This is a genomic window from Faecalimonas nexilis, from assembly GCF_059731825.1.
Window position 1 is genome coordinate 3628630 of the sequence record NZ_AP029189.1, and the last position, 26448, is coordinate 3655077.

The following is a 26448-nucleotide window of genomic DNA, read 5'->3' on the forward strand; positions in this document are numbered from 1 at the left end:
CTTTTTGAATTTTGATACAAAAAAACTCCCATCCTGTAATCAGGACGAGAGCTGTAAAACCTTCGTTATACCACCTATTACACCATACTGACATATGCGTTCCTGCTAACGGTGGAATCCCGGCAGTACCTATTGGACAACTTCGTTCGGTCACTGCAACTCAGAAGTGATCTTCAAATATATTCTACTCGTATCAGGCTCTCACCATCCCTGACTCTCTTTGACTTTAAAATATATCCTACTGTCTTCGTCAACGTTTTTTCATATATCACTAACATTATAAAAAGAAACCCTTGGTTCGTCAAGGGTTTCTCTATTTTTTCTCTTACTCTGCGACTTCTGATCCTTCAATAATTTCTCCTTGTTCCACTCGGTTGATCAAATCCTCAATGTTTGCAACCGATGTCTCATCCGGATATGTAACATAGAGCGGACCTGAGCTAGCTGCCGAATAACAGATATCTTTTCCTCCGGTTCCCTCCGCTGCGACTGAATAAATATTCCAGCTTCCGCCTTTACTCAACTGTGTCTTGATCAAAGATTGGATCTGTTCCTGAGACATGTTAGTCTCTACATTTCCACTTACGTCGTCGATAATTGAGTTCGCTTTCATAAGCATCTGAGGCGAAATCATTTTCTTGATCATGGCCGTGATAACTGCCTGCTGATTCTTTCCTCTCTGGTTATCTCCGCCCGGCACATTCTCACGTTCTCTTGAGAATGCCAGCGCTTCTTCACCGTTAAAATGGTTGATTCCCTGTTGTACATCCATGACATGTTCCGAGTTCTTACTTGTCGTAAATGCATACTCAGAATATACATCAACACCACCTAAATGGTCTACAATGTCAATTAAAGAAGTAAAGTTAATTCTGGCATAAAATGGAATCTCAACTTGATACAACTCTTCCAATGTCTTCATTGAAACATCCACACCATAATTTCCGGCATGTGTCAGCTTATCATTCTCCCCTCCGGAAATGCCCGGAATCGGCACATAGTAATCTCGCGGTGTAGTAACCAAAAGAATCTGATGCGTCTTTGGATTCACTGTGGCAATGATATTCACATCACTTCGGCTTGTCTGTTCAATATCCCCATACACATCAATACCACTGATATACACACTGAATGGATCCTGTATGCTCGTATCCACCGACGTGCTGGCAAGTTCTTTCTTAATCTTGTGCTCATAAATAATACGAACACTCTTTTTATATCCTGCAAATGACTCAGAAATATTATCTGTATAACCTTCATTGTAAATAATCGCATCTACTTTTTTATCATGCAGTGCCTCTGCCTGTTCCTGAAGATCTTGATATTCAACTACCGTTATGTCTTTTCCAAGCTCCTCGGAAACCATCTGAATAGCTGCCTCCATATCCGTTCTTCCCATCTTATACTGAACACCAAACGTGTAATTCTCAGTATCTTTGATATCTTTTGCCGGGTCATCTTTTAATACAGCTACAACCATATTATCAATCTTATAGTTGCCTCCCGTAATCTTGTCCAATGCCCCGTTCGCCTTTCCGATATAATATGTTCCGACGCTGATCACCATAATCAGGACTACACTCAATATCTTTCCGCCAATTGCTTTCTTCTTTCTATTCAACTGCGTAAATAGTGTAAGCCCAAGCAGCAACAATAGAATACCTCCGATTATAAGCATGTATTTCAACGGAATAATTCCTATAATGTGGAGCATACCAACACATAACATCGACACAATTGCCTGAATTGTGACAAGAGTCAATCCTACCTTGTGCGGCTTTGCTCTCCCTCTGCGTCTTACATTTTTCCTGTTTTTATTTTTTCTGCGCTTTCTAGATCTTGTTTTTCCATCCTCGTCCAAACTTTGCCGATCTCTTGCGTTCTCCAGTTTTCTTTTTTTCCTCTGCTGTAATTCCTCAAATGCCTCTCTTTGCTCTTGATTTGTCCTTTTTCTAATCATTTAATGAATCCTCTTTCGCATGTTTCACATTTTGCTTCATTTAAACTCAATGAGTATATCATATTCTGTCGAAAATTACGAACATTTTAAGATATTTTTAATAAAAAGGCATTTTCACATTTCCTACTCGTCTAAAATTCCTGCTTCCCGAAATTTTCCCACTACAGCTGCAGTATCCTTTTTTGCCTGCTTTTCCTCCACGTCATATTCTTCCATTAGCGCTTTCACCAGCTGCTCTTGCGTACATTCTTTTTCCAAATTTCTCCACAGAAATGCTCCTGTCTCATTCAATTGTATCATGCCGTGGAACTGTCTGCTCTCTCCTTCCACCGGAACTGCCGCAAACACTCCTGCTACCTCTCTCAATATAAATCCTTCTCTAATTTTCATGCTCTGATTTTTCCTCCAATCCCATCTCTTTCATACATGCTCTTATCTTTTTATTCTGATCCTGATTTCTAAGCGTGCGAAATTCTCCGATTATCTTTCCCGGAGAACATATCACTTTTTTTGTCAAACGATGTATCCACGCCATCCAAATTCTCCGTGGGTATTGTGCCAGCCACGGATATGCAACAATTAACTGTTCCTGGTTTGGAAATATCCTCTGCAGGAAATAAGCTTTTTTATTCTCATATCGATTGACCTCTGTCTGTAAATGAAACTGAAAAAGACCATAAGTTCCACTCTGTACTATATAATTCCAGACCGGCTCTTTTTCAAGGCGCTCACCACATTTTCCTTTTTGAAGCAACTCCCTGATTTTCTTTTCCATTGTAAAAAGTTTTGCCTGAGTTAGCTGATTTTCCACAATTTTTGTATTGCAGCAACTCATCTTTGTGTTTTCAAACACAAGAAAATCTAACAGCATCCGTATCCCTGCTCCTCCATGCTCGAAGTGCTTCGCCATATGTCCTGTCTGGTACAGATAAAAATCTTCCCAGGACATCTGATACTCTGTCTGACATCCTTCTTTTTTTGTGCTTCGTTCCCAGACTCCTTCCATATAATTATCCAAAGTCTCATAGCCTGTCCCACAGTCTTTGTGAATTTCTACTGTCATACAAGGCTCTTTCTGATAGACATCATGATGCCCTCCCTTATGCAGGACCCGATATCCAAGCTTTTCCATCAGCACAGATACCCGCTCAAGATCTTTTGTCTTTACTAAGATATCCAAATCTGTCAAAAACCGCATGTCCTGAGAAGGATACTCGTATTTTAACAAACCGCCTTTCAGCAGCATCCGCTCAATGCCTTCCTCCTCAAAAAGTTTTGTCAGCTTTTCATATTCATGGTATTGTATCGTCTCCCGCATAATTCCGGATAATCTTGCTTTTTGAAACTGCTTTTTTACTTCATCCGGTATCTGTTCACAATATTCTTTATTCAGGCATAGTTGTTCCACCGCATACGCCACAATATTTTCAATGCGATGATAAGCACTTATCTCATATATCTTCTGCCAATCTGGCCACACATTCGGAAACGGCACGTTCACCTTTCCCACAACTGCACATGCCATATAAAATATGTACTCGGCTTCCCTTTCTGTCGTCATCTGCTTCTCCTTTTTATCTGAAAAGAACCGGCAAATCTGTAAAAATCCGCCAGTCCTTTTCCACTCTTACTCATCCGGTTACATTAGATTACTCCCAACCTGTGCCAGGCATAACTAGATCATTATCTCCCCATGTGTCATCGTCGTTTTGACCGCTCAATGTCATCTGCATCTGGATATCTCCTTCAAACGCAAACACTTCCACAGCATCCGGCATTCCGCGTAAGACTGGGTATCCTTTATTGGATGCCGTATCTGTATTCCAAATAGACGTATTTAACATCATAGAGTATGCATAGAACGTCGGTGATGTCAAACCTCCGGTCCACGACTCCGGCTCACTGATTGCCCAGTGCGATGGAACTGTTCCCGGTTTTGCAGGAGAATGGTAAATCTTAACCCAGTTGCTCAATTCTGATGCATCATCTACATGTGTAATCTTCCATCTTGTATTTGAAGAAGATATAACTGTCTTTTATGCAGGACAAAAAACAAAGCCCATCGGCTCAACGGTTCTTACCTGCCCTCCAACTGTCTGTAGATTTTCCTCTTATTTCCTTTTACTGTCATTCGCTGTTCTAGTCCTTCCTTAGTATATTCCTGTTACCCAGCCCGGTTCCTTTACAATTGGGAGCTGTTCTGCCGGCTCTTCCGGCTCTGTCTGTTGCTCATCATTGTTATCTGAAGGTTTGTCCGTTTCTGACTGATTCTCCTCCTCTGATGGCTGCTCCACTTCTGATTGCTGAATTTCCTATGACTGTGTATTTGTTTCTTTCGATGCTGTATCCTGCTTATTCTGTTCATCCTGCCCTGTCGATGCTACAGCTTCTGCCAACTTTTCTTCCAATTTCTTTTGTTCCTTTTTCGTAAGTTCTTTTCCTTCAAATGCATCGGGCTCTGCCACATTGTCCCTCGCATTTATATTTTGTATTTCCTGCACCTCATCTGGCTTCTCTTTCACTGTACTTTGAGACTTACTTTGTCTGTTCCACAAAAAAATCCCTGCTGAAATACAAAAAATACACACCGCTATACTTCCCGCGATCCATAGTACTTTTTTACTAAATCTTTTTCTATCCAAGCATTTTCATCCTTTCCTCTTCTTATTTGTAAATTTTTCAACAAAAAAACTGAGGTATGTCTATTTGTGGGCAGGCCTCAGTTTCTCTATTCACTTATGAGTAGTCTTTTCTAACTAATCGCTCTCTAGTATACAATAGACTATTTCCTCAGTGCAAGTGTAATTTTTTCCAATTATTCTCTTTTCATTCGCTGCTGTCTCTGATGTCTCATGCGAGCTCTCTTGCGGCGTTCTTTTATTTTTTTTCTCTTATAAGCTAACAGAAGAATCAATGCAAATGCGAAAAGAATCACAATCCCTAAAATGACCAGTAAAACTACAACTACTGTTGGAAGTCCTTCTTCTTTCTTTGTCTCTTTCTTCTCCGCTTTTGCAGTCTTCTTTTCCTCTATTCCATGTATCTTATTATAATATTTATCGGTAATAGTCACAGGCACTTTTCCAACTTCCTGACCTTGATAAGTGTAGATCAAAGTTCCACTTTTATCTCCCAGCTCTGTTGGCTCCTGCAGTGTGGCATCCAATTTATCAAAAGTCACTCCTGACGGCAACATGACATATGCATTCTCGTCGACAGACTTTATATTTTTGTCGGTAACCTGTTCTTTCGTTACCGGAACCTTTGAAAAATTATCAAACGCATAATCCAGCATTGCTCTCGTGTCTACATATGCATTCTGTCCGCCTCCGTGAACCCTGAGAGTAACCGCCACAAGATTCTTATCATCCTTTGTCGCAAATGTTACAAGTGTCGTCAATGCCTGATCTGTATATCCTGTCTTTCCTCCTACACAGTACTCATAATAATTGCGGTTTCCCTGAAACAGCATCTTATGATTCTGCTGAAATGTTCTTGATTCGCTCGTAAGCGCAGTCGGTCCAATTGTGTACTGACGAGTACCTGTTATTTTTCGAAACTCTTCATATTTAAATGCGGCAGCTCCGATCAAAGCCATATCATGTGCCGAAGTATAATGTTCATCATTATGAAGTCCGTTTGCATTTACAAAGTGTGAATTTGTGCCTCCCAGTTCAGCCACTTTCTCATTCATCATATTGATAAAATTATCGTATCCGCCATTTACACTGTTTGCAATGGCATAAGACACCTCGTTCGCCGAAGCGAGAAGCATTCCATACAAGGCATCTTCCATCGAAATCTCTTCGCCAACTTTCATTCCGATATGTGCATCTCCATATTCGAGAAAATCAATACAATTCTGTGTGAATTTCACCCGATCTGTCAACTGGCTGTTCTCCAAAGCGACCACTGCAGTCAAAATCTTTGTAATGCTCGCCGGATAATGCTGATCATCTATTTTCTTTGCATAGAGAATGGCGCCACTATCCATATCCATTACAATTCCCGATTCGCTGTAAATATTCGGTCCGACAGGCCATCCGGCCAGCGCATTCGAATCCACTTCCTGATTATAGACACTGTCTACTTCTTCCGCCGGAATCTGCTGATCTACCTGTATCTTTGCTGCATCCACATTCATTCCCACGGTTCCCATCACTAAAATGCCGGCAATCAGACCCGATAACAGCCTTTTTCTAAATCTCATTTTCTTTTCCTCCACAGTATGTAACTTAAAATCTATTTTGTATTATAAATTATTTCTATATTTCCCGCAATAACAACTTATTGTGGTATAATAGGGATATCAAATAAATCTGGAAAGGGGTTGTTTTTATGAGTAAACGAATTATTACAATCGGAAGACAATTTGGAAGTAACGGACGTCTAATCGGGATTGCGTTGGCAGAACGTCTCGGAATCAACTGTTATGACAAGGATCTGATCAAACTTGCCTCAGAACACACAGATATTCCATATGACCAACTGAAACTGGTAGACGAAAAAAGAGAAAAACCTTGGCGGTATCAAGTAGACGAAAACAGCAATATCGATCGTCACTATCGTTACGGTCACATTGATGAGATTCTGTTCAACCTGCAGTCAAAGATTATCAAAGAAATGGCTTCAAAAGAAGACTGCATTATTGTGGGACGCTGCGGTAATTATGTGCTCCGCGATGAAGAAAGATGTAAAAATATCTATCTGTACGCCCCTTTAGATGTCCGTATCTCAACCATTATGGAGCGATACCAACTAGATGAAAAGGGCGCTCACTCCTTAGTGCGCAAGATGGATAAAGACAGAAGCTACTATTTCAACTACTACACCGACCAGAGCTGGGATGAGATGAACACTTATGATCTGAGCATAGACACAAGTGCATTTACCGTTGATGAGATTGTCGATCTGCTTGAGATGGTTTATAACAAATTGTAAATAACTGTATGGCTCGAACGATTGAGCCTTGATATGACAACAAGGGAGATATCACCGTGTATCTCCCTTTAGTTTTTTCTTTCACAAGTGTCAGACAGATGAATGCTCATTTCATGCCACTGCTCGCCGCCCCAATTAGACTCTCCAATGCCATGATCATGAAAACCAAATTTTTCATACATATTTACTTTCTCTTCTACACAGGTCAAAATGACTAACTTGCGATTCTTTTCCCGCTCTCTTCTCAAATATTCATCCACTAGCGCTCTCGCCAATCCCTGACCTCTATGGTCCGGAAGCACATCCAGACCAAGCAGCATAATGTTCTTTCCTTCCGGATTATGTACGCTGGCATCTGTAAAAAAATCATCGGTGAGATGTTCCCGATCTGTTGCCAAACCATTGAGAAATCCTGCTAATTTTCCTGTCTCCCTATCCACTGCTACCAAAAACAAATCCGGTGCCTTTTTTATACGTGCTGCCATGTGCTCATAAGAACACGCTTCATTTGGCGGAAAACAGATTTGTTCAATCTCTGCTGCTTGTTCCGTCTCCTCTAGTCGAATCATTCGAAATTCATATTTTTGTAAAATTGTTTCCATCTTATTCTCCCTCTAATGCTCTTTTTCTTACCTGCCCAATATTGTACATATCAACTTGTCAAACGCCTCTTCAAATCTTTTATTATCCAACTCCGTTCTTTTTGCAGGTCCTTTTAGATGCTGTCGTTTTTTTGTATTTCTCGCTTTTTTTGCCAAATGGCGTTCCATTAACATCTGATCTATGTTTTCATTTGTGTACCATTTTCCACTCTGATGAATACCATAAGCACCTTTTCCGAGAATCATAGCAGCCACGCCATAATCCTGAGTCACGACAATATCTCCTCTTTTGCAGATGCTGACTAATTTAAAGTCAACCGCATCTGTCCCAGCACCGACAGTCACAACTTGACTGTACGAAGACTCCAGTACGTGATTGGTATCACATAATAAAATTACCGGTATCTGATATTTTTGTGCAATCAGCTCTACAATAGTTACTACCGGGCAAGCATCTGCATCCACTAAAATTTTCATATTCTCGTTCATAATAATACCTACCTGTGCCAGTTCTGCTGAATCTGCAATTTATTCTCCCTCTTTTTATAAAAGTTTTTCACTATCTGAACTTACCCTCAACGCCGTACACTCTTGCGCAAAAGATGATCCGCCTTGTAATAAATGCCCGTTTTGGATCGACTTCATCTCAAGCCTGACCAAAGCGGGCATTTTGTATATAATATACCGCAGAATGTACTGCTTGTCTACGGTGTTTTCTGTACTTTTAAACTTTCATCTGAAAACCGATAGCCTCTCGGCAGACAGAAGCCTTTTTTTATCTCATCCGGCATTTCATGTGCTTGCAGCAATAAAGCGGTTTTATTCCTTCGGAAGCCTTTTTGATTATAAAATCCGACTCCGCCGGGATGTGTATTCAAAAAAATATTTTGATCTTTCATTTGACGCGAGAGCTTGTCCACAATGTTCCATCCTAAATGAAGTCCCTGATAGTCAGGATCAACAGCCACATTTAAAATCAGTGCATGCGCTCCATCGGAAATTGCTCTGGCACAGCCGATTAATGTTTCATTATCGTATGCATACTGTACATACTGACTTTTAGAAAATGTGTCTTTTGTCACATGTTCGTTTCGTTTCCCTCCAAAAGCTTTTTCTAGCAGCGCATTTACCTGATGATAATCGGCACGGTCAGATTTATCGGAATAAAAAACCTTAAATTTTGGTTTATCCGATTTCTTCCCGACCGGAAACATCCCGGTAAAAGGCTCAAATTCCGTTTCATACCGATACCCGATTGGCAGGTATAATCCACTTTCGGTCAGTTCTTTTTCCTGTGCATCACTTAACGCTTTTCCTACATATGTAAAAGAATTTTTGGAGCGCCGAAAACCGATTTCTTCATATAAATCCAGTTTATCCGGTGTGGCTGTCACAAAAATTTCCTGTCCCTGCAGTTTTAAAATCATTTCACGGATAAGTTTCTTTTCCGTTTCCACCTTATCAGCCCATACATCACAAATCAATGCCCAGTCATATCCGTCAGACAGCGCGCAGATTGCTCCTGTCTTCTTTTCATCACAATATGAAAAAATCTGAATCTTACTTCCACTTCTTTCTTCCCTATATTCAATACCCATGTAAAACACTCTCTTTCTCAGCCATATCTCAAATTTGTTAAATATAATATTCCGGATCCAGTAACAAAATGTCAATAGTTTTTTAATCACTTTTTTCAAAAATAAGCAAAAAAAATAGAACGCATAGATTTCTCTATACGCTCTACGTTCAGATTTCATATTAAATTTTTGCGTCTTGTGAATCATTTACCAGTCCTTCTAGCTCTTTTTCATTTTTTTCATCTTCAACAGGTTTCTTTCCGGTAATATCCTTATATGCTTCTTTCACACCATTCTTCACAGCCCACTTAATGACAAAATATAGTGCTATCAAAATAACAATTGCGGTTCCTCCGCTTATGCCTAATTCATTCCACATAATTCAATCCTCCAAATTCAAATTCCTCAGTTTCAAAAACTGGAATTTCTATTTGTGTTGCCATGTCATTACATAATCTTTTTCTCCGGTAGCCTCATCTAAGCCACTATGCTGAATCTCAAATTCTTCTCTCTTATAAAAAGATATTGCCCGTGCGTTCTTTTGGTATACGTTCAAGTACAACTTATTCCTTTTATCCTTTGCATAATTCAGCAGAATTTTACCTAGACCCTGCGATTGCATTTCACCAGAAACAAAAATGCCCTCAACATATTCATCATTTAACCCTAGGGTTAAACTTAACTACTATTTTTTCTTTGAGATATAAAATACATAACTGTAATAATCTACTACTAATCTAAAATAAAGCGATTATAAGCTATCCTTTTTCCTGTGTTTGTTTTAAAGTTTTCATCTATACACTTTTTTATCTTTTCCTGTTCTTTTTCTTTATCCATAACCGTTAAATTTTCAAGCAAATCAGCTTCCCATTGTATTTGAAAATCAAGTCCATCAATTTTAGATGGAGTATGATGGTTGCCTATTATAAAGCATATTCTATCAATATTTTTGTTATAGCCTACCTTTTTTAATATTTCTTTCGCTACTTCTGGTCCTTCCTTTTCTTGATAGACACCATCAATAGAACCGTATTTTTTTGTGCTTCAACCGCACCAATATCATGTAGTATAGCAATAATACTGATGAATTCTTTTTCTTCCTCTCCGATATTTTCTCCTTTCATTATATCTTCTGCATTTTTCAAAACTTTGAGAGTATGCTCTATGCCAAAAGGAATTTCTTTGAATACTTCTTTCATCTCTATAATAATTTTTTCTTTAAACATAAATTACCTCCATTTATACCTTATAGGTGTTTTAGTTCTATCTATCCACTTTTTTGTTCGCCGATACAATCAGCATCATGGGACGGCGCATTTCATCCTGCATCCCCGGAATATCCATCATGTATTCCGGCGGCTGCGGCTCCACAATATGATTTATTATAAAACCATTTGAAAGCAGTGTATTTAGATATGTGGTCAGTGTTCTATGATATTTTGTAACCTTTTCTCCCAAAAACACAGCTGTCCGTTTGCCCTCATAATAATAATTATCCACCGGAAAATGCAGTATTTCTCCTTTTTCGTTATAATGCCAGTCTTGTGTTCCATAGGCAGTAAAAACAGGATCTATGTTTTACCTTCCCAACTTCTAATTTTTTACATCATATCCCAAAAGCCTTGTCGTACTCAATAACTCCATTTAATTTGTTTTGACTTCCGTTAAGATTAAGTGCCATAAAACTTTCATCGTCAACTTCAAATGGCGCTTTTATTCCACACTCACTTGCCGGAATATATCCTGCCTTTGGATAGTATTTGGAATGTCCCAAAACAACTGAATATTCATATCCCAATTTATGTGCTATACTGTGTCCTTCTTTCATCAAAGATAATCCGATTCCCCTGTTCTGATAATCGGGTAATACAGAAAGAGGGGCAAGCGCAAGAACCTCAACCCCTTGAACAACTGCTTTTGTAAAAAGAATATGTCCTACAATTTTTTCGTCCTCGACAGCAACAAGAGAAAGTTCCGGAATAAACGATTTGCTTTTTCTTAACGCAGCAACTAAGTTCTGTTCATTTCCATCTGTATATTCAGCATTTTCAAATGCTTCTTTTACAACATGATATACCGTATCATAATCTTCTGGTCTTTCTTGTCTTATAATCAAAATAGATACCTACATAGTTTTAAGCTTTTTACAATTACAGGAAATGGCAAATCTACTATCTACCTCTCAATTTTTATGGCTCTGACAATGATAATATCCGGGATTTCTTTATTAAAATAGCATTCTTCGTAAAATCCGTCTATGACAAATCCGGTATCAAAACACAGATTAAAAATATCCTGTAAAGAACGATGATAATAACATTGTTTTTGAGGCTGTCCTTCAATCGCAATATCGTAATAGCTATGCGGCGTCACATATTTTTCTGTAAGCGTTACAAAACAGGGGTGCTGTGTCGCAAATACAAATACTCCGTTATCCTCAAGCAATTTATAAACAGAGGTAAAAAGCGGCTTAATATCGGTAATATCCATGACCGCCATATTGGAGACTGCTTTTGTAAACGGCTTATTTCTTTTTAATGCCATCAGACTTGTTTCATTCGTGGCGTCTGCTACACAAAACTCAATGTGATCAGCATACCGTTTTTGGCGCTTTTTTGCCAGTTCCACCATTTTCTCACTATAATCAAAAGCCAAAACAGAGACAGCTTTTTCTGCAAGATATGCAGAATAATTTCCATTTCCACAGGCAATATCTAAAATATAGTCTGTTGGATCAGGATTTAGAAGCTCTGTTACTTTGGGGCGGACAACTTCTCTGTGAAAATCATTTGATTCATCCCCCATTGCACAATCCCAAAATTCAGCGTTTTGATTCCAGATTGCTTTACTTTCTTCCTTTGAATACTGCATAATATCCTCTTTCTGCAAAATTACTTTTTCTCCTTCGCCCCATGGCTCCTGAAATGCGTGATAATGATGTTCCAATATTTCATCTGTTATCACAAACGGCGAATTGGCATTTAAGACCTGATTTCTTTTATAGAGCCTTTTTTGCAAAAGCTCCTTACTGGCTTTCATATAGACAAGTTCCGTTTCAGCGCCTGCTTTTTGGATCAGCTCTTTATAAAAATTCCGATTTCTCAGTTTCAAAGTCGAGTAGACTAAAGCCTTGCAACTTTAGCCCCTCACAGATCCGTACGTGCGGCTTTCCCGCATACGGCTCCTCATAATAACATTCACTTTAATATAAGCAATAGTACGTCTTTGGTTTCGCAAGCGGATAACACTTTAGCATTTCCCAAAAACCACCCCATGTATAGGCTCTTCTGCAACCTCGACGATTTACCGCTTTAAACAGGAATTGTTGTACTCTGTGTAAGAATGCACATAATCTTCTATAATTCCATGTTACTCCATAATAGCGATAGTGACCTACAAGCTTTACATTCAGCTCTTTTATGATTTCTCTGACCGGACGGTTCCGATTATCATATATCCATAGTTTATATTCTTTCAGCTTACGTTCAAACTTCTTTCGAGATGTCTGCAACTTTAATGCAAATGTTCCCTTTCTTGTTTTCCCGCAATAGAAAGTAAAACCTAGAAAATCGAATGCTTCTGGCTTACCTATTCCTCTGGATAGTCTGTTGGTTTCTGCAAATCTCCCAAATTCAATCAACCTGCTTTTACTGCTTTCCAGCTCAAGATTGAATTGTTCCATCCTCTCTTTCAGGGCTGAATAATACCACTCTGCTTCTGATTTATACTGGAATCCAGCTACAAAATCATCTGCAAAATTCACCAGAAAACAGTCTCCTTTTAACGTCTTTTTCACCACAAATTTAAACCACAGCGTTAACACGTTATGCATGTATATATTTGCTAGCATCGGACTCATGACTGAACCCTGTGCTGAACCTTCCTCTGTTGATTCAAATTTTCCATCTTCCATTATTCCAGCTTTTAAATATTTCTTTATCAGCCAGAGCAGATTTGGGTCTTGAATATGCCATTCCAGAAATCTCATCATCCAGTCATGGTTAATGTGATCGAAAAATCCTTTAATATCAGCGTCCACTATGTAGCTGATTTTCCCATAACTGATTCTCTGATATACTTCTTTTACCGCTTCGTGACAACCTCTGTTTGGTCTAAATCCATACATACAGTTCAGAAATCTTGGCTCGTAAATTGCTTCTAGTACTTTCTTTACTGCCATTTGGACAATCTTATCCTCGTAAGAGGCTATTCCCAGCGGTCGCATTTTTCCATTTCCCTTTGGAATATATACCCTCAATGATGGGAGTGGTTTAAAAGATTTGTTCTTTAACCTCTGTACTAAGTCTTCGATATTTCTATCGAGGTTCTTTCCGTATTCTTCCTTTGTCACCTTATCAACACCAACTGCCTTTTTGCCATCTAATTCTTTATGGCATTGTTTCAGCAATTCTGCATTTATCAAGTGATATATGGATGTGAATACAGGTTTCTTTGTTTCTGCCGATATTTCAGCTATTCTTTCTAATTTCGTTCCCATTATTTCCTCCGTCCCTGAGTACGGATAATGTGTCCTCAGAAAGACCGTTACTATGCAGTCCCCTTCCCTCCATCGGCATTACCCGATTTCATCAGTACTATGAGACTGTCCGACTACCTGTTATCCATTTGAAGCTCTCCATTTTCAGTTGATACTTCATACTCTTATACGAGAGACAACAGGTTCTCCCCAGTTGATGTGTACCCACAATGTCAAGCATGATTGGCCCTTTGACCCCGCAGCGCCACACAATTCTCGCCATAATGACTTGTGTGCTGTTGCCTTCCGCACCAGTTAAGACGTCGGCCTACTGAAGTTAACTTTTCGAGGCTCAATAGCATTGCAACCCTGCTTTCTTGCTGTCTACGCTTGTCAGTTGCTGTTACCAACAACATCCCAAGACTCGCTATTATCTGGCTGGCTAGACCTTGGATAAATCGGATTCCCACCGACTTGGTTACACACCCTTAGCTGGGCGCACAACTGGAAGTTATAAACATCTTTGCAAATATACCATATCTATTAACTGTACACCACACTCATAAATTGGGTGGTCATAATTGTCCGTAAAGAAATTCGGAGTATTGTGAGATCGGACAAATCCGCATTTTTCATAAAACGGTACGGTCAACGGGCTATCACCTGTTCCAACCTGCAAAATAGAATATTCATCTGCATATTTACTTGAAAGGAAGTCAATCAATGCTTTTCCATAGCCCTGTCCTTGATTCTGAGGATCAACTGCAATATTTTTAATTTCAAGTATTCCATTATCTTCATCAGTAACGACACATTCAGCTTTTACATTACCATCTTCAAGTACATACATAGTACCTTTTTCAAGATAGTGATCAATCATATTTTCCTGCTCATCAGCTAATAACAATAATGCTATAAATTGCTTTTTATTCTCATTCACTTCTCGGATTTTCATATTTATTACTCCGTCAAACTTGAATTTGACTTGCCTATTTTCTTAAAATCTCATGTGGAGCTTCTATTTCATTTGCCAAGGTATGCTCTGTTAATTCTGACATCAATTTCAATTTTTTATTAATCAATGGTCGCATACAATTAGGAACATGTTCCTGATGCGCTCTGTGGATTGCTACACATTCCTTACAGTTTCCGTGATAACGACAGGCTTTCAGGCAAGGACAGTGATCTTTGTCTTTATACTCCTTACGAAATTCCGCTGCAAATTCTTCTTGCAGTCTCAGTCCCTCGACACGGTTTCCCTTATGAAATTCTACCATTGCATCCAGTTCTTTCTGGTTCCCTTCAATCTTCATGTTATTATAGCGCCTCCATTTCAACTATTCCTCATTTTCTGATAAATACCGATTGAGATTTCACCTGTTTTAGGAAATTTAATAACTGTTATATTTTGTTATTAAATTCACTGTAAACCTTTGAAAACGCTGGATTTGTCGCAGGTGAGCTTTCCCTTATTGTTTCCCTTGTGTTATATCTTCCCATATAAGTTTACGAACTCTGATAAGGGAAAATACAAGGGCAAAAAAAATCTGATAACACATTATAACATAAAATGAAAATGACATGGTGAACTGATTGAAATGCTTCTATATTTTTATTGATTTGAAGGAGACACAACATGAATACCATTTACGCAAAATACAACATGTATCACAACAGCATTGACATTTATACATCTGCCGGATATATGTTACGCATTGACTGTAATAAGGCAGAGGATGGACTAAAAGCCACTCCCCGCTCACAGTATTCGTTATATACACTTGCTGCTTTCCAATGGGGCAGTGGAATCAATAATCTGTCTTCCGATTACTTTTTCAATCTCTAAATAGTTCATAGCGATATCTCCTCATATTTACTCAAGAACCAATAACAGTGCCATTTTGAACTGCTTTGTTGCACTTACTGAGTGCTTTCCAAACTTATCAAACTTAAAAGTTTCTCCTGCGTGGATCACCTGCTCCTGTCCCTCATATCCAATCACAGCCTCTCCATCAAGTGCCATCACAAGGGCTTCTCCCGGAGCTGCATGCTCTGAAAGACCTGTTCCTGCATCAAAACTCATAACAACAAATTTCATCTTGTCATTATGCGCCAAATCTATATTTACAATCTTTCCTTCCTGATATGGAAGTAACTCTGCTAACTTAAATACTTCTCCCGCCTTGATTACCTCGTTCATAATAGTCTCCTTTCGAAATTCAATCTCTTTATATATAGAATCTTTTATTGCACTAACTCCAACCGACCGTTGAATAGGTGTTAGAATACTTTCTCCAGGCAAAAAATTGATATCCCTGTGCCATTCTCATGATAGATTTGCTTCGAGATGGTACACCCTGGCACTGTTCTGTTTTCTCTTACAAAATCTATAATTTTTCCAGTTTGTTCTTTCATCGTTTCCACCTCTCTTTCTCTTCTTTACATCTATTATTTTATCCATAGGCCTCTTGTTTTTCTGTTGCTGTAGCAACAATATCGATGATATGATAAAATTTCATTTGAAAGGATGGTAATAAGCATATGAAGAAACTAGATGATTATCAGAAGTATCTTCCGATACTATCGAAAGCAAAGCTATTTGAAGGAATTCCTCTTGAACACTATCCGCAAATTTTCAACTTCCTCCAGGCCTCAATTCTCTCTTTTGAAAAAGACGAATTAATTCAACACCTAGGAGAACCTTTGTTATATTCCGGAATTGTGCTTGATGGAACAGTTGAAGGATCATTTATCAATGAAAACTACAGCAAAATCAATATGAATCATTTTGAACGTGGTCGATCATTTGCAGAAGCCCTGGCATGCGTGCAAACACCATACAGTCCAATACAGCTAAAAGCATTGACTAACTGCACCATTATGTTAATTAATCTTAAAGGTATTATAAGCGGTTCTTCCTGTCCATGCTCTTACCAACTGAATTTAACCACTAACATGCTCAAAATACTTGCCTCACAAAATGTTTTTTCAAATCTAAAACTAAGAATTGCAAATCAGAAATCTTTAAGAGATCGAATTCTAATCTATTTGCATAGTTTAGCGCCAGACTCAGAAGGGTATCTCCATGTTCCCTTTACACAGACAGCACTTGCAGAATTCTTAGGTGTAAACCGAAGTGCACTGTCCAGAGAACTTGGTCGTATGCAAGATGAAAATCTTATAGAAGTTAACGATAAAAAAATGAAACTTTTACTATAGAAAAAAGGGGATGCGCCCATCCCCTTTGCCACATACGCTGTATGCGATTTCACAACAATTTTATTCCAATGCCTCTTCCAGCACTGATTTCAGTGTTTCAGCTGATTTGTGTAATGCCTTGATTTCATCTTCAGATAGTGAAATGGGAACCTTTGATATAAATCCTTCTGCACCTACAATACTTGGCATAGACAGAACTACATCCTTGATTCCGTATTCTCCATCCATCATTGTTGAAATTGGAAGTATCGAACGTTCATCTCTGATTATAGCTTCACATATTCTCTTTACCGACATTGCTATTCCATAATAAGTAGCACCCTTCCTTTGAATAATTTCATAGGCGCTGTTTTTTACTTTCTCCGCAATTTCTGACGTAGCTCCTTCATGGTCATGATGCCCTCTCATCTCGCAGAAATCATGGAGTGGAATACCTGACACGTTGGCACTTGATCAAGCGGCAATCTCACTGTCTCCATGTTCTCCAACAATAAACGCATGAACACTTCGACTATCTACTTCCAGATGCTCCCCGAGACGTTCTTTTAGTCTTGCTGTATCCAGAACCGTTCCTGATCCAATCACACGATTCGGTGCATATCCTTGCCCTCCTTATTGTTCAAAATGCTCTTTTGCAAACTGCATATCCTGTACTACTTCAACCGTTCCAAGATAATTGCCTTTCTTATCTCTTACTGCCATATATGTTACAAGGAATGGTTTTCCATTCTTCTCCATCCAAACTGGAACTCTGTCACGCTTATTATTTCTAAAATCATCTAAAATTGCTCGCACCATCGGTTCTATCTTAGGTGGATGGCAAGAAAATACTTCCCTGTCAATCGCCATCTGAGGGCGTTTGAACACCTTTGGTCCTTCGTTGAAGAAGCGATTGATATTATTATCATCCACAAATGTAATCTCGATAGGCAATGTATTGAGAAGTGCTTCCAGCTGTGGAACTGTCATATGACCACCACTTAATATGATTTCTCCATCGCTTAGAGCCGCCTCTGTTCTTGCTTTTTTATCAGCACTATATTTTTCTGCCTCATCCCAGATCATTTCTACTCCAAACACAGGTGCATAGTCCTTAGCATCCTCGTAAATGCCATACCACTCTTCCCTGCTGAAATTCACTGCGCAGATAGGGTATAAAATATTATTTTCTTTATAGATCATCTCATCTGCTCGTTTGAGAACTGTCTGAAGTCGGTTCATCCATTCTTCATCATAATCTGATATTTTATCAAGTGCAGCTAGCTCATCACGAATTTCATCATCCACTGTCCACATCACATCCGAAGGTCCTGAGATCTCATAGCGTACCTTTAATACCGGATAGACAAGATCTCCTTTTTCTGCATAATGAATAGAAATCTGTCGAAGCTCAGATAGCTTCTCTCCTACATCATTCCCAGACTCAATATCTCCTTGAATTTCATGAATCAATGCGGCTATCCTCTCGTTTTCAAGAGCCCATCGATACATCGGATGTCCAACAGTTTCTCTAAGAGTCTTTGCTGCAGCATGCTTCTGATTGTATGCATCCGGCATCAGTTTCTTAGATGTCTCCTCTTTCTTAAGCGACTCTTCTACTGCTTTTTCTGCATTTGCAATCTTTTCTTCCTTTGTTGCACCGTGAAATAAGGCACTGTGAACATCGCACAATTTCTGCACTTCTGTGATTGGTGTGCCTTCCTTAATTAGCTCCTGCTCAGCTTTCATAATTTCAGATGCCTCTACCTCTGAAAAATTCTCTACGAAGTCTTTGCGCACACTCTCTAAGTCTTCGCCTTCTCCAAGTCGCTTTAAATAGCTCTTTATCTTTTCTCTTGTATTTTCCTGAAAAGCCCCATCTTCACTGCTGGTCTCGTCTCCTGCATTATTCTTTCCAAGTGCAAAGATATTTGGCATCTTCCCAATAAGTTCAAACCCATTACTCATAAGTGCCGGCACAACCTTCATCATGGATATGTTTCTCATCTTAGCTCCCTTTGGAATTGTTGTGATGCGTCCCACAGAGTTAAGCATTGCAGGCTTTGTAATCTCTGAAAATCCTAAATCCTTTAAAACATCTACAAGCTCAGGATATTCCTGAACCAATTCAAATACTGGTTTGTTTAAGTCTAATTTCTTTGCCATATAAACATCCACACCTTTCTATCTTTCCTTGTTACAAAATAGAATAACCTAAATTCCCTAAAATAATCTGTTGCTCCAGCAACATTTCTCAATGTCTCTGTTGTGTGTCCAGCACCTCCGACAATAATATTTTTCTTTGCCACTTCGTTCTGAATGGCTTCAGCAAGAATATCACCACCAGCTATAATGCTTCCTCCAAATAAAACCATTACATCAGCCTGATTGATTCCAATTTTTTTCTAATACATTTTGTGTAAATTCTTCTATATCACGCTTGCCACAAAATTCTCCCAAAATATTAATTGCTTTTGCTTTTTACATAACTCACCTCATAAAATACCGATTGAGATTTCACCTGTTTTAAGAGATTTAATATCTATTATATTTTGTTATTAAATTCTCTGCAAACCCTTGAAAACACTGGATTTATCGCAGGTGAGCTTTCCCTTATTGTTTCCCTTGTGTTATATCGTCCCACCAATGTTTACGAACTCTGATAATAGAAAGTGTTGAATTAGTCCTCTGTACAAATTCAAATATCGTTCCATAAGCGGTAAGATTATCTTTTTCACCATACAAAATGTGCGTTGGGATTTCCCATATAATAGGATTTTCTCTTGTATAGCAAAGATAATCCCATGAAAGAGTCTCTCCAAAGGTTGTCTGAATTTCTTTTTTCTCTTTGAGTTCATCCTCTGTAACATTTGCCCAAATCATCATATCAGCAATAAGCCTTTCCATATCTACAACGGGCGAAATAAAATATGCTTTCTCTATTTGCTGATTTGATAAGGCATTGATAGCAAAATACGCTCCAATGCTATTGGCAATTACTTCAACAATCTTGTAGTTTCTATAAATTGAATTAAAAAGTAATGGAAATTCTTCTTTTGCTTCCCATGGAAACTGTGCAGTATAGTCGAGACCAATCACATCACAATTACTAAAGAGCGGTTTGTAATGAATAGCTTCTTCAGCATTATCACCTTTTCCATGTATATAAATAACTGCTTTATCCACAATAGTTATCCTCCACAAATTCAAATTTAATAGCGCAAAAGGAAATATATGACATACACCCAACTAAGTAATCCATGAAAAATCGCCCAGCCGACAGACTTCCACGTTGTATAACTAATAACCATAGCTAATGCACTTCCAAAAGTTATTCCTGATTTTACCGTTTTCTTGACAGTCATTGATTTATTATCTTCCATGTTTGTTTCCTCCACAAATACCGATTTCTATTTTCGTTTCCATAGCATAGTGTACTCTTTTTCACCAGTAGCTTCATCCAAATCTTCACATTGAATAATGAACCCTTCTCTTTGGTAAAAAGAAATTGCTCTGGCATTCTTCTGGTATACATTTAATCGTAAGCTAACTTTTTTATCCTTAACATAATCTAATAAAAGCTTACCTATGCCACATGACTGCATTTCATCGGAGACAAAAATACCTTCGATATATCCAGCATTTAGTCCTACAAATCCTTGAATCATTTTATCATCTTCATACACATAGACTTCGGATTGTGACATCATTTCTTTCACTAATTCATAATTACTTTTCCAGTATTGATTGGAAATAAAATAATGTGCTTTCAGATTTGTCTTTAACCATATGTCAGCAACTCTATCGATATCTCCGTTCAGCAACTTTCTAATCATAACAAATATTCTCCACAACTACATCCTTTATGCTTTTCTCTTTTATCCATTCTATCACAAGCTCACCATTAATCATCAATTTTTTGATATTTTTTCTTTTCCCCTACTGCAAAACAGCATCTGAGCGTTTCGTTATATAGAGGGGTACACATACAGAAATTGAAGTTGTTTCAGACAAAATCTGCCTGATCAACACCCTGTTTCTTACTGTTCCAAGTTATCGAGCCAGTCATCGAAACTCTTCTTAGAGATGCGATACTTTCCGCCATCCAACTGGATCCACCGGAATTCCTTTTTCCTGAAATTAGGTAAAGAAAAAGAGCATATGGAATTGAATCCATACACTCTATGATTACTGAAACTTTATTTCATTTTTAATTCAACAAACTGAAATTTCTCACTTTTTCATCTTAGGAGCAATAAGCAACACCACTGTCACAAGAAAATATATACCATACAGTAACCAAGTAATTGTATTGTTCCAAGGGAAACTCTTTTCTGGATGATTCAATGCTAACACTATAAATACAATAGCTACAATCAACATTATCACACCGATAATCCTTGATATATTCTTTTTCATGTAATGCACCTTCTAGTCAAACAGGAATTTATTTATTTTCATCTTCATCACATTATCTCCTATCCTTGCAAGTAAGCGATGAAAACTGCGAATATTGAAACTTTTCATATTATAATAGCCTAACATATATCCCTTTGATGTTACTTTTATTTTATCCGACCAATTAAGCTCTTTAATTGTATTATTCACATAAAATAGACCTTCCACATCTTTAATCCCCATATTCTTCAATATCTTTGACATCATAAGTTTTAAGCCTAGCTTACCTACGCTATCAAAAATTAGGCATCCTTTTTCATATCTTTTGGAAAGTTCTAGCACTAAACTTTTTACTTCTTCTCTTTTAAAATAATGGAATACCCCTGCCGCAAAGAAAACAACTCCGTTTGAACCGTCTACTTCGTTCATCCATGAATAATCTTTTAAATCACATGCAACATTTTTTTCTCTTTCATGATTTGATATCAGTTGGTTTCGAACATTTATGACATCAGGGAAGTCTACATTGACTATACTACAACTTCCATTATCGCAAGCCTTACCAGTCTCATCTAATCCACAACCAAGATTGACAATTGTAGCCTTTGGATAAATCTTCAAGTATTCTTTTATTTCCCAAATGATATCTAACTGACGCATTGCAGCTTCAAGTGCTCCAAACTCATATAAAAATGAGTTATTCTTTTTTTCCAATTCCGAAAAATCATAGTCTAACCTATCACATAATTTTTTGGCATAAATGTCAGTATAAAGAGCAGAAAATTTTTCAGAACACATTTTTCTACCATATAGAGGTATAATCAGTGTTTCCTGAACGGTATTCTTTTCTATTTTTATTTTTTCCACTTCAATGAACCTCCTGAAAATTCCGATTTTCTCAATTCTCAAAACTTGAAGTTGTATCATCATTTATCTTTTTTTGAAAAAATAAGACTGCCAGATATACCAAAAGATATACCCAGACATATTCCGATTCCAATTCCAGCCATGCTATTTAAGGCATTTATAAAAACAACGCTCCAAAGTATTGCTGCGATTATTCCGATAGTGACTCCTATAATTATCCTTTTGTTGTTCATCAACTTTATCCTCCATAAATTCCGATTGTCTCACTCATCATATGATACTGTACTAATTACACCATCGAAATAAACAAACTCTCCATCCGGATAATTCCATATTGCCTGAAATCTGGTCAGGTACTTAATTCCATTTTCAGAAATACAATATTCACCACAAACCGCCGACCATGGGATATATTCCATGGATCCATCCGTATTGGACACCGCTCTGTCATTTGTTGTAAAAGAAACAAATTCATACTGCTCATTAAACGCAAAAATACCACTTGCAGTCTGACCGCCGTGACGAATGATTGCTTTCACTTCATAATCACTGATTTCTTCAAAAGAAATATAATCCTGCAGTAAAATTGACGGCACAAACATACTCTCCGCAAGATATGTTGCCAGGCATGCTTCATCCATGTCTGGCCCGTCTGATCAAATAAGGTTATTCCTTTTGCAATAACTCCCTTCATACCGCCAACTCCTTAACTGTAGGAGGAGTTTTGCACAAGTTGATACATATGATTGTAAAAAGCACATAATTTGATAAAAAAGATGCAATATATGTAGATTTCTTTGGAACCATTGCAGAAAGTTTCCACTTTCTTAAGCTTCATTCCATTATATCACTATTTATTGTTTGTTATGCCATCCGGCAACTTCTCCCATTTTGGAATTCTGTGTAATGCCCGAACGATATTGCATTGTTCCAGCAATTCACCATCACCATCGCACATAGTTGCATACCACATCTGTTTATTTAGTTTTCCGTCTTTAAATAACAGTTCCAATCGACTTGCATATTGAAAATGCAGGTGACTCAACAGACCTCCGTTCAATCTTTCTTCACGCTCAGGCATAGGTTCCATCGCAAGCATATAACGGAATTGACATTCGTTCGGTGCATCTTTTGCTTCAAACAAAAAGTTTTCCTTGCCCTCTAATCCTTTTTCTATAATATCTTTTACTTCATATGAATATTTACCTAGAACATTTCCATCCACATCCATCCATTCAATGGTCATACCTCCGTCTGATTCCGTAATATTCCAACCACCAAGACGTACATTGCATTCTTCATTTATTGTACTACACGCCATTTTCCAAAATGCTTTTGCTCCATTTTTAAACATTGGCATTGCACCTGCAATACGTTCTGCCTCCTCCCAACAAAGTTTTATTGCTGTTTCATCACTATAAATTAAGTTTTCAAAATTAATCCATTTTCCTAACCACTGACTCTGTTTAAATTCCATTCTTTTTCCCCTTATCTTCCAAATAAATTACTCTGTCACACCAGCCTGCTGCTAATTCTTCATCATGTGTGATAACAAGCACCGCTGCTCCCCATTCTTTCAACTGATTTAACAAATGCGCAACCTGCGTCATATGATAATAATCAAGGCCGCTGGTTGGCTCATCTAAGACAATAAGTTCTTTCCCTGACAGCATCGCAGAGGCAATTGCCACTCGTTGTTTTTGTCCTCCGGACAAACTTATAGGATGTCTGTCAGCAAATTCCGTTAATCCTAAGGCTTCCAGCACTGCTTCACACAACTCCGGTCTGTTTGCTCCAAGTAGTACCTCTTCACGAACACTATCAGAAAACAATTGATAATTTACATCCTGCATTACCATAAAACTTTTCTTTAAGCGTTCTTTCTCTTTAACAGGCTCCATCGTTCCTGCTATCGGTTTTTGCAAACCGCAAAGTGTTTTTGCAAATGTGCTTTTCCCGACTCCATTGCTTCCCATCAATCCAACAATCTCACCCTTGCAAATAGCAAATCTATCTATTTCGTATACTGGTTTCTTCTTCTCATATCCAACCAATAAATGTTCTGCACTCATTAATGGTATCGAACCAAGCATCTCACTTTTTGTTTTTTCTTTCGCACGCTTTCTGTAAGAAGTTATGTCCATTGGACGTAATCCCATCTTTTGCATTTCTTCATTCGATAACTTTAAAAATTCTGTTGCATTCCACTGTCTTTGCAATTCTCCACTCGCAAAATAACAAAACCTATCTGCAATATCAGCTAACCATGCCAGTCTATGTTCTGCAATCACAATCGTAATTCCTTCTGACTTCTTTTTTGCAATCATATCATGTAGTTCCTGTATTGCTTTGTAATCCAAGTTACTGGTCGGCTCATCAAGGACCAATAACTTTGGCTGTAACATACAAGCCGTTGCAAATGCAATTTTTTGTTTTTCACCGCCGGATAATTTGAATATGCTCCTATCCATAAGATGTTCCATAGCAAACTCATTCGCACAGCTTCTTACTCTTTCCTGAATATCTGTTGAATTCATACCCATGTTTTCACATGGAAATGCCAATTCTGCCGTTGTATCTATGTTAAAGTGTTGTGTTTTAGGATTTTGAAATACACTTCCAACTATAGGTACATACTCTTCTATGGCAGCTTCTCCTGCACATAGCCCAAAGCTTTGACACATACCATCCAGTTTTCCATCAAAAAAAGAAGGAGCCAAGCCATTAAGCAATCTGGTCAAAGTAGTTTTTCCGCAACCACTTTTTCCGCATAACACCACGCATTCTCCGGAATTTATCTGCAACGAAACATCATTCAATGCTCCCTCGTCCGTGTTTGGATAGTAAAAAGAAGCCTTACTTACTTCGATCATTACAGAACACCTCCAAAATACAGTGCAAATGGCATTACCCCAGCTAACATACAGCACCCATCCGCAGCTGTCATTCTTAATTCCGTCATGCTCGTATGTATTCCCGGCATACTGATTCCTTTTGTCATGGCAGCCACAGATAAATCCTGCGCCACATTATTACTATTCATCAAAAGAGGCATCAGTATATATTCCAAAGATTGTGCCGGATTGCGTAACAAGGCCAGCTTTCCTGAGGCAATTCCACGAAATGCCATAGCATTCTTAATTTGTCTGTAATCTTCTGCTATAGTAGGAAAGAATCTTATTATCGTCACACTTGGTACAATGATACATTCCGGCACCTTGATTTTTCGGAGCCCGCATACCATTTCGCCTACTGTCGTGGTAGAAAAGGCATATGCCCCAGAAATCACACATGGCAGCATCATTCTTATTCCCACACTAAACATGGCTATAAAGTTCAAAAAAACACCTTCTGTATAAGGGATTATCAAGAATTCAGCACTTACCATAAAACCATAAATTAACGTCATTCGAATACCGCTTTTATATCTCCCTGAAAAAAAGAATAACGAAAGCAGTATCGACACTAAAATAACCTCTGTTATTAAATTGACATGAAAAAACAATGTCATATTGGATAGTAAGAGTAAAAACAACTTTGTTCTTGGATCTAAGCGAAGTTTCATTATACAATACCAGCCTTTACAAAATGTTTCTTAATCATCTTCATTCCGAACCAGCCACCAACAAGGGCACATATAAGGGTTGCCACTACTGCAAGGACAAAAGTTACCATGTTAATGTTCGCAAACAACTCTGCAATATAAACTGCATCTTTACCACGAGCCACCAAATTCGCCACATATGCATCCTTCATAAACCACATCGGAATTACCGGTCCAAACAGCCCATAAGAAAAAAGAACATAACTAAGTATAATCCATTTTTTACTTTTATATTTTCCCACTTTCGCAACACAATCAGCAACGATACCCATTACAATATTGGCAGCAAACGAGATAATGAAATGACCGGAAATCATAAAAAACAATCCCATGACAATCCCCATTACTGAAATCCCACCAAACTTCTGTAATTTTACCACTAAAAGCGTATATACGCATCCTGATATCAACGCACAGAACGCAGGTAAGACTACGTTATTAAATCCAGGAAAAATCGCCACACTAGCAAAGGTTGCAATCGTTACAAGTACAAAATAAAGTGCAGTAAATACACCAATACTAATTAAGTCCGGTACTGTCAATTTATTTGTTTTGTTCATAAAAAGTGTCCTCCGTTTTATATAATTTCGCAAATTAGTCATCACTAATCCATTGACTTAAAATATGGTGTGCTTCTCATATTACTTGAATATGTGATTGCACACCCTTGTGCCCCAAATTTCTTTTTCTCTCAAAAGAATATAGCATATAGCTCTCCAAAAATCAATTAGTTTTATCTAACTTATTAAAACACTTAAAATAAACTATAGAACCATCAACATGCATATCTATATTTTTATAAAATTTCTCAAGAATTATTTTCA

Annotated in this window: 34 protein-coding genes and 5 pseudogenes; 3 read left to right on the forward strand and 36 right to left on the reverse strand. The window is 38.0% G+C overall.

Annotated elements, in window-relative coordinates; translation table 11 throughout:
• Nucleotides 1–325: 325 nt before the first annotated feature.
• The 7 genes from AC6I5B_RS17950 to AC6I5B_RS17980 all read right to left on the reverse strand — a co-directional run bounded on the left by AC6I5B_RS17950 (nt 326) and on the right by AC6I5B_RS17980 (nt 6170).
• Nucleotides 326–1960 carry an LCP family protein gene (locus AC6I5B_RS17950; RefSeq protein WP_004613217.1) on the reverse strand — a complete coding sequence of 545 codons (1635 nt, stop codon included), beginning with the start codon at nt 1958–1960 and terminating at the stop codon, nt 326–328.
• 123 nt (nt 1961–2083) lie between these two features.
• Nucleotides 2084–2350, reverse strand: a complete 267-nt coding sequence (locus AC6I5B_RS17955) for a PqqD family protein (RefSeq protein WP_004613218.1) — start codon at nt 2348–2350, stop codon at nt 2084–2086.
• Complete coding sequence (locus AC6I5B_RS17960; protein WP_497773511.1) at nt 2340–3521, reverse strand: nucleotidyltransferase domain-containing protein; 1182 nt, start codon at nt 3519–3521, stop codon at nt 2340–2342. Before AC6I5B_RS17960 ends, AC6I5B_RS17955 begins: the two co-directional genes overlap by 11 nt.
• 88 nt (nt 3522–3609) lie before the next feature.
• A complete protein-coding gene (locus tag AC6I5B_RS17965; protein WP_022250025.1) occupies nt 3610–3933 on the reverse strand; it encodes a hypothetical protein in 324 nt (107 codons plus the stop codon).
• Nucleotides 3934–4110: 177 nt separating this feature from the next.
• Nucleotides 4111–4254, reverse strand: a complete 144-nt coding sequence (locus AC6I5B_RS17970) for a hypothetical protein (protein WP_004613221.1) — start codon at nt 4252–4254, stop codon at nt 4111–4113.
• Between the two features lie 18 nt (nt 4255–4272).
• Nucleotides 4273–4515 carry a hypothetical protein gene (locus tag AC6I5B_RS17975; RefSeq protein ID WP_144166796.1) on the reverse strand — a complete coding sequence of 81 codons (243 nt, stop codon included), beginning with the start codon at nt 4513–4515 and terminating at the stop codon, nt 4273–4275.
• Nucleotides 4516–4775: 260 nt separating this feature from the next.
• Nucleotides 4776–6170, reverse strand: a complete 1395-nt coding sequence (locus AC6I5B_RS17980; protein WP_022250024.1) for a D-alanyl-D-alanine carboxypeptidase family protein — start codon at nt 6168–6170, stop codon at nt 4776–4778.
• 128 nt (nt 6171–6298) lie between these two features.
• Here AC6I5B_RS17980 and AC6I5B_RS17985 point away from each other — a divergent pair, with 128 nt between their 5' ends.
• Nucleotides 6299–6901, forward strand: coding sequence for a cytidylate kinase-like family protein (locus tag AC6I5B_RS17985; RefSeq protein WP_004613224.1), 603 nt, complete (start codon nt 6299–6301; stop codon nt 6899–6901).
• A gap of 68 nt (nt 6902–6969) precedes the next feature.
• Here AC6I5B_RS17985 and AC6I5B_RS17990 read toward each other — a convergent pair whose 3' ends face one another.
• The 12 genes and pseudogenes from AC6I5B_RS17990 to AC6I5B_RS18045 all read right to left on the reverse strand — a co-directional run bounded on the left by AC6I5B_RS17990 (nt 6970) and on the right by AC6I5B_RS18045 (nt 14870).
• The gene (locus AC6I5B_RS17990; RefSeq protein WP_004613225.1) at nt 6970–7503 is read right to left on the reverse strand and encodes a GNAT family N-acetyltransferase; all 534 of its coding nucleotides are present in this window, start codon (nt 7501–7503) and stop codon (nt 6970–6972) included.
• A 27-nt stretch (nt 7504–7530) separates the two neighbouring features.
• Complete coding sequence (locus tag AC6I5B_RS17995) at nt 7531–7980, reverse strand: YaiI/YqxD family protein (RefSeq protein WP_044987465.1); 450 nt, start codon at nt 7978–7980, stop codon at nt 7531–7533.
• 227 nt (nt 7981–8207) lie between these two features.
• Nucleotides 8208–9101: a GNAT family N-acetyltransferase gene (locus AC6I5B_RS18000; protein WP_497773512.1), complete on the reverse strand. Its 894-nt coding sequence runs from the start codon at nt 9099–9101 to the stop codon at nt 8208–8210.
• Between the two features lie 160 nt (nt 9102–9261).
• The gene (locus AC6I5B_RS18005; protein ID WP_004613229.1) at nt 9262–9459 is read right to left on the reverse strand and encodes a DUF6019 family protein; all 198 of its coding nucleotides are present in this window, start codon (nt 9457–9459) and stop codon (nt 9262–9264) included.
• Nucleotides 9460–9507: 48 nt separating this feature from the next.
• Nucleotides 9508–9729, reverse strand: a pseudogene (locus AC6I5B_RS18010) (GNAT family N-acetyltransferase); the annotation flags it as partial.
• An 83-nt stretch (nt 9730–9812) separates the two neighbouring features.
• A pseudogene (locus AC6I5B_RS18015) lies at nt 9813–10306 on the reverse strand (HD domain-containing protein).
• A 37-nt stretch (nt 10307–10343) separates the two neighbouring features.
• Nucleotides 10344–10649, reverse strand: a pseudogene (locus tag AC6I5B_RS18020) (class I SAM-dependent methyltransferase); the annotation flags it as partial.
• 37 nt (nt 10650–10686) lie between these two features.
• Nucleotides 10687–11196 (reverse strand): GNAT family N-acetyltransferase, encoded by a 510-nt coding sequence (locus AC6I5B_RS18025; RefSeq protein WP_008981868.1) that lies wholly within the window; start codon nt 11194–11196, stop codon nt 10687–10689.
• Between the two features lie 59 nt (nt 11197–11255).
• A complete protein-coding gene (locus AC6I5B_RS18030) occupies nt 11256–11951 on the reverse strand; it encodes a class I SAM-dependent methyltransferase (protein WP_497773777.1) in 696 nt (231 codons plus the stop codon).
• A 331-nt stretch (nt 11952–12282) separates the two neighbouring features.
• Entirely contained in the window at nt 12283–13578 is a 1296-nt protein-coding gene (gene ltrA / locus AC6I5B_RS18035; RefSeq protein ID WP_004615792.1) for a group II intron reverse transcriptase/maturase, read from the reverse strand.
• 490 nt (nt 13579–14068) lie between these two features.
• Complete coding sequence (locus tag AC6I5B_RS18040; RefSeq protein ID WP_497773513.1) at nt 14069–14512, reverse strand: GNAT family N-acetyltransferase; 444 nt, start codon at nt 14510–14512, stop codon at nt 14069–14071.
• Nucleotides 14513–14546: 34 nt separating this feature from the next.
• A complete protein-coding gene (locus AC6I5B_RS18045; protein ID WP_004613237.1) occupies nt 14547–14870 on the reverse strand; it encodes a hypothetical protein in 324 nt (107 codons plus the stop codon).
• Nucleotides 14871–15193: 323 nt separating this feature from the next.
• On the opposite strand from AC6I5B_RS18045, the gene AC6I5B_RS18050 reads away from it, so the two are divergent.
• Nucleotides 15194–15403, forward strand: coding sequence for a hypothetical protein (locus AC6I5B_RS18050; RefSeq protein WP_004613239.1), 210 nt, complete (start codon nt 15194–15196; stop codon nt 15401–15403).
• Nucleotides 15404–15430: 27 nt separating this feature from the next.
• On the opposite strand, the gene AC6I5B_RS18055 is transcribed toward AC6I5B_RS18050, so the two are convergent.
• Together AC6I5B_RS18055 and AC6I5B_RS18060 are read right to left on the reverse strand one after the other, a co-directional pair.
• Nucleotides 15431–15757 carry a cupin domain-containing protein gene (locus AC6I5B_RS18055; protein WP_044987364.1) on the reverse strand — a complete coding sequence of 109 codons (327 nt, stop codon included), beginning with the start codon at nt 15755–15757 and terminating at the stop codon, nt 15431–15433.
• A 126-nt stretch (nt 15758–15883) separates the two neighbouring features.
• Complete coding sequence (locus tag AC6I5B_RS18060) at nt 15884–16018, reverse strand: hypothetical protein (RefSeq protein ID WP_497773514.1); 135 nt, start codon at nt 16016–16018, stop codon at nt 15884–15886.
• Between the two features lie 80 nt (nt 16019–16098).
• Here AC6I5B_RS18060 and AC6I5B_RS18065 point away from each other — a divergent pair, with 80 nt between their 5' ends.
• Nucleotides 16099–16776: a Crp/Fnr family transcriptional regulator gene (locus tag AC6I5B_RS18065; RefSeq protein WP_004613243.1), complete on the forward strand. Its 678-nt coding sequence runs from the start codon at nt 16099–16101 to the stop codon at nt 16774–16776.
• A gap of 60 nt (nt 16777–16836) precedes the next feature.
• On the opposite strand, the pseudogene AC6I5B_RS18070 reads toward AC6I5B_RS18065, so the two are convergent.
• From AC6I5B_RS18070 to AC6I5B_RS18140, 15 genes and pseudogenes are all read right to left on the reverse strand, one after another.
• Nucleotides 16837–17379, reverse strand: a pseudogene (locus AC6I5B_RS18070) (Rossmann-fold NAD(P)-binding domain-containing protein); the annotation flags it as partial.
• Between the two features lie 9 nt (nt 17380–17388).
• Nucleotides 17389–18921: a DUF438 domain-containing protein gene (locus AC6I5B_RS18075; protein WP_370791335.1), complete on the reverse strand. Its 1533-nt coding sequence runs from the start codon at nt 18919–18921 to the stop codon at nt 17389–17391.
• Entirely contained in the window at nt 18906–19130 is a 225-nt protein-coding gene (locus tag AC6I5B_RS18080) for a hypothetical protein (protein ID WP_009244748.1), read from the reverse strand. Before AC6I5B_RS18080 ends, AC6I5B_RS18075 begins: the two co-directional genes overlap by 16 nt.
• 238 nt (nt 19131–19368) lie before the next feature.
• Complete coding sequence (locus AC6I5B_RS18085) at nt 19369–19941, reverse strand: alpha/beta hydrolase (protein ID WP_497773515.1); 573 nt, start codon at nt 19939–19941, stop codon at nt 19369–19371.
• A gap of 26 nt (nt 19942–19967) precedes the next feature.
• A complete protein-coding gene (locus tag AC6I5B_RS18090; protein WP_015535374.1) occupies nt 19968–20138 on the reverse strand; it encodes a hypothetical protein in 171 nt (56 codons plus the stop codon).
• A 27-nt stretch (nt 20139–20165) separates the two neighbouring features.
• Nucleotides 20166–20591 carry a GNAT family N-acetyltransferase gene (locus AC6I5B_RS18095; RefSeq protein ID WP_270608949.1) on the reverse strand — a complete coding sequence of 142 codons (426 nt, stop codon included), beginning with the start codon at nt 20589–20591 and terminating at the stop codon, nt 20166–20168.
• A 204-nt stretch (nt 20592–20795) separates the two neighbouring features.
• Nucleotides 20796–20891: pseudogene (locus AC6I5B_RS18100) on the reverse strand (helix-turn-helix domain-containing protein); the annotation flags it as partial.
• 97 nt (nt 20892–20988) lie between these two features.
• Nucleotides 20989–21174, reverse strand: coding sequence for a hypothetical protein (locus AC6I5B_RS18105; protein WP_147608946.1), 186 nt, complete (start codon nt 21172–21174; stop codon nt 20989–20991).
• A gap of 12 nt (nt 21175–21186) precedes the next feature.
• Nucleotides 21187–22020 (reverse strand): class I SAM-dependent methyltransferase, encoded by an 834-nt coding sequence (locus AC6I5B_RS18110; RefSeq protein ID WP_270608950.1) that lies wholly within the window; start codon nt 22018–22020, stop codon nt 21187–21189.
• A gap of 59 nt (nt 22021–22079) precedes the next feature.
• Nucleotides 22080–22253: a hypothetical protein gene (locus AC6I5B_RS18115; RefSeq protein WP_270608951.1), complete on the reverse strand. Its 174-nt coding sequence runs from the start codon at nt 22251–22253 to the stop codon at nt 22080–22082.
• Between the two features lie 30 nt (nt 22254–22283).
• Complete coding sequence (locus tag AC6I5B_RS18120; RefSeq protein ID WP_021925587.1) at nt 22284–22661, reverse strand: DUF6544 family protein; 378 nt, start codon at nt 22659–22661, stop codon at nt 22284–22286.
• A 209-nt stretch (nt 22662–22870) separates the two neighbouring features.
• A complete protein-coding gene (locus tag AC6I5B_RS18125; protein WP_021925586.1) occupies nt 22871–23497 on the reverse strand; it encodes a hypothetical protein in 627 nt (208 codons plus the stop codon).
• Nucleotides 23487–24893, reverse strand: coding sequence for an ABC transporter ATP-binding protein (locus AC6I5B_RS18130; protein ID WP_021925585.1), 1407 nt, complete (start codon nt 24891–24893; stop codon nt 23487–23489). The genes AC6I5B_RS18125 and AC6I5B_RS18130 overlap by 11 nt, the downstream gene beginning before the upstream one ends.
• Entirely contained in the window at nt 24893–25585 is a 693-nt protein-coding gene (locus AC6I5B_RS18135) for an energy-coupling factor transporter transmembrane component T family protein (RefSeq protein WP_117855326.1), read from the reverse strand. The genes AC6I5B_RS18130 and AC6I5B_RS18135 overlap by 1 nt, the downstream gene beginning before the upstream one ends.
• A complete protein-coding gene (locus AC6I5B_RS18140; RefSeq protein ID WP_021925583.1) occupies nt 25585–26184 on the reverse strand; it encodes an MptD family putative ECF transporter S component in 600 nt (199 codons plus the stop codon). The genes AC6I5B_RS18135 and AC6I5B_RS18140 overlap by 1 nt, the downstream gene beginning before the upstream one ends.
• Between the last annotated feature and the right edge of the window lie 264 nt (nt 26185–26448).

Bases quoted from the DNA above. Each gene is read 5' to 3' on its own strand.
- AC6I5B_RS17950 (WP_004613217.1), bottom strand. From the start codon at position 1,960: ATGATTAGAAAAAGGACAAATCAAGAGCAAAGAGAGGCATTTGAGGAA.
- AC6I5B_RS17955 (WP_004613218.1), bottom strand. From the start codon at position 2,350: ATGAAAATTAGAGAAGGATTTATATTGAGAGAGGTAGCAGGAGTGTTT.
- AC6I5B_RS17960 (WP_497773511.1), bottom strand. From the start codon at position 3,521: ATGACGACAGAAAGGGAAGCCGAGTACATATTTTATATGGCATGTGCA.
- AC6I5B_RS17980 (WP_022250024.1), bottom strand. From the start codon at position 6,170: ATGAGATTTAGAAAAAGGCTGTTATCGGGTCTGATTGCCGGCATTTTA.
- AC6I5B_RS17985 (WP_004613224.1), top strand. From the start codon at position 6,299: ATGAGTAAACGAATTATTACAATCGGAAGACAATTTGGAAGTAACGGA.
- AC6I5B_RS17990 (WP_004613225.1), bottom strand. From the start codon at position 7,503: ATGGAAACAATTTTACAAAAATATGAATTTCGAATGATTCGACTAGAG.
- AC6I5B_RS17995 (WP_044987465.1), bottom strand. From the start codon at position 7,980: ATGAAAATTTTAGTGGATGCAGATGCTTGCCCGGTAGTAACTATTGTA.
- AC6I5B_RS18000 (WP_497773512.1), bottom strand. From the start codon at position 9,101: ATGGGTATTGAATATAGGGAAGAAAGAAGTGGAAGTAAGATTCAGATT.
- AC6I5B_RS18005 (WP_004613229.1), bottom strand. From the start codon at position 9,459: ATGTGGAATGAATTAGGCATAAGCGGAGGAACCGCAATTGTTATTTTG.
- AC6I5B_RS18030 (WP_497773777.1), bottom strand. From the start codon at position 11,951: ATGCAGTATTCAAAGGAAGAAAGTAAAGCAATCTGGAATCAAAACGCT.
- ltrA (WP_004615792.1), bottom strand. From the start codon at position 13,578: ATGGGAACGAAATTAGAAAGAATAGCTGAAATATCGGCAGAAACAAAG.
- AC6I5B_RS18040 (WP_497773513.1), bottom strand. From the start codon at position 14,512: ATGAAAATCCGAGAAGTGAATGAGAATAAAAAGCAATTTATAGCATTA.
- AC6I5B_RS18045 (WP_004613237.1), bottom strand. From the start codon at position 14,870: ATGAAGATTGAAGGGAACCAGAAAGAACTGGATGCAATGGTAGAATTT.
- AC6I5B_RS18050 (WP_004613239.1), top strand. From the start codon at position 15,194: ATGAATACCATTTACGCAAAATACAACATGTATCACAACAGCATTGAC.
- AC6I5B_RS18055 (WP_044987364.1), bottom strand. From the start codon at position 15,757: ATGAACGAGGTAATCAAGGCGGGAGAAGTATTTAAGTTAGCAGAGTTA.
- AC6I5B_RS18060 (WP_497773514.1), bottom strand. From the start codon at position 16,018: ATGGATAAAATAATAGATGTAAAGAAGAGAAAGAGAGGTGGAAACGAT.
- AC6I5B_RS18065 (WP_004613243.1), top strand. From the start codon at position 16,099: ATGAAGAAACTAGATGATTATCAGAAGTATCTTCCGATACTATCGAAA.
- AC6I5B_RS18075 (WP_370791335.1), bottom strand. From the start codon at position 18,921: ATGGCAAAGAAATTAGACTTAAACAAACCAGTATTTGAATTGGTTCAG.
- AC6I5B_RS18080 (WP_009244748.1), bottom strand. From the start codon at position 19,130: ATGGTTTTATTTGGAGGAAGCATTATAGCTGGTGGTGATATTCTTGCT.
- AC6I5B_RS18090 (WP_015535374.1), bottom strand. From the start codon at position 20,138: ATGGAAGATAATAAATCAATGACTGTCAAGAAAACGGTAAAATCAGGA.
- AC6I5B_RS18095 (WP_270608949.1), bottom strand. From the start codon at position 20,591: ATGATTAGAAAGTTGCTGAACGGAGATATCGATAGAGTTGCTGACATA.
- AC6I5B_RS18105 (WP_147608946.1), bottom strand. From the start codon at position 21,174: ATGAAAAAGAATATATCAAGGATTATCGGTGTGATAATGTTGATTGTA.
- AC6I5B_RS18115 (WP_270608951.1), bottom strand. From the start codon at position 22,253: ATGAACAACAAAAGGATAATTATAGGAGTCACTATCGGAATAATCGCA.
- AC6I5B_RS18120 (WP_021925587.1), bottom strand. From the start codon at position 22,661: ATGGATGAAGCATGCCTGGCAACATATCTTGCGGAGAGTATGTTTGTG.
- AC6I5B_RS18125 (WP_021925586.1), bottom strand. From the start codon at position 23,497: ATGGAATTTAAACAGAGTCAGTGGTTAGGAAAATGGATTAATTTTGAA.
- AC6I5B_RS18130 (WP_021925585.1), bottom strand. From the start codon at position 24,893: ATGATCGAAGTAAGTAAGGCTTCTTTTTACTATCCAAACACGGACGAG.
- AC6I5B_RS18135 (WP_117855326.1), bottom strand. From the start codon at position 25,585: ATGAAACTTCGCTTAGATCCAAGAACAAAGTTGTTTTTACTCTTACTA.
- AC6I5B_RS18140 (WP_021925583.1), bottom strand. From the start codon at position 26,184: ATGAACAAAACAAATAAATTGACAGTACCGGACTTAATTAGTATTGGT.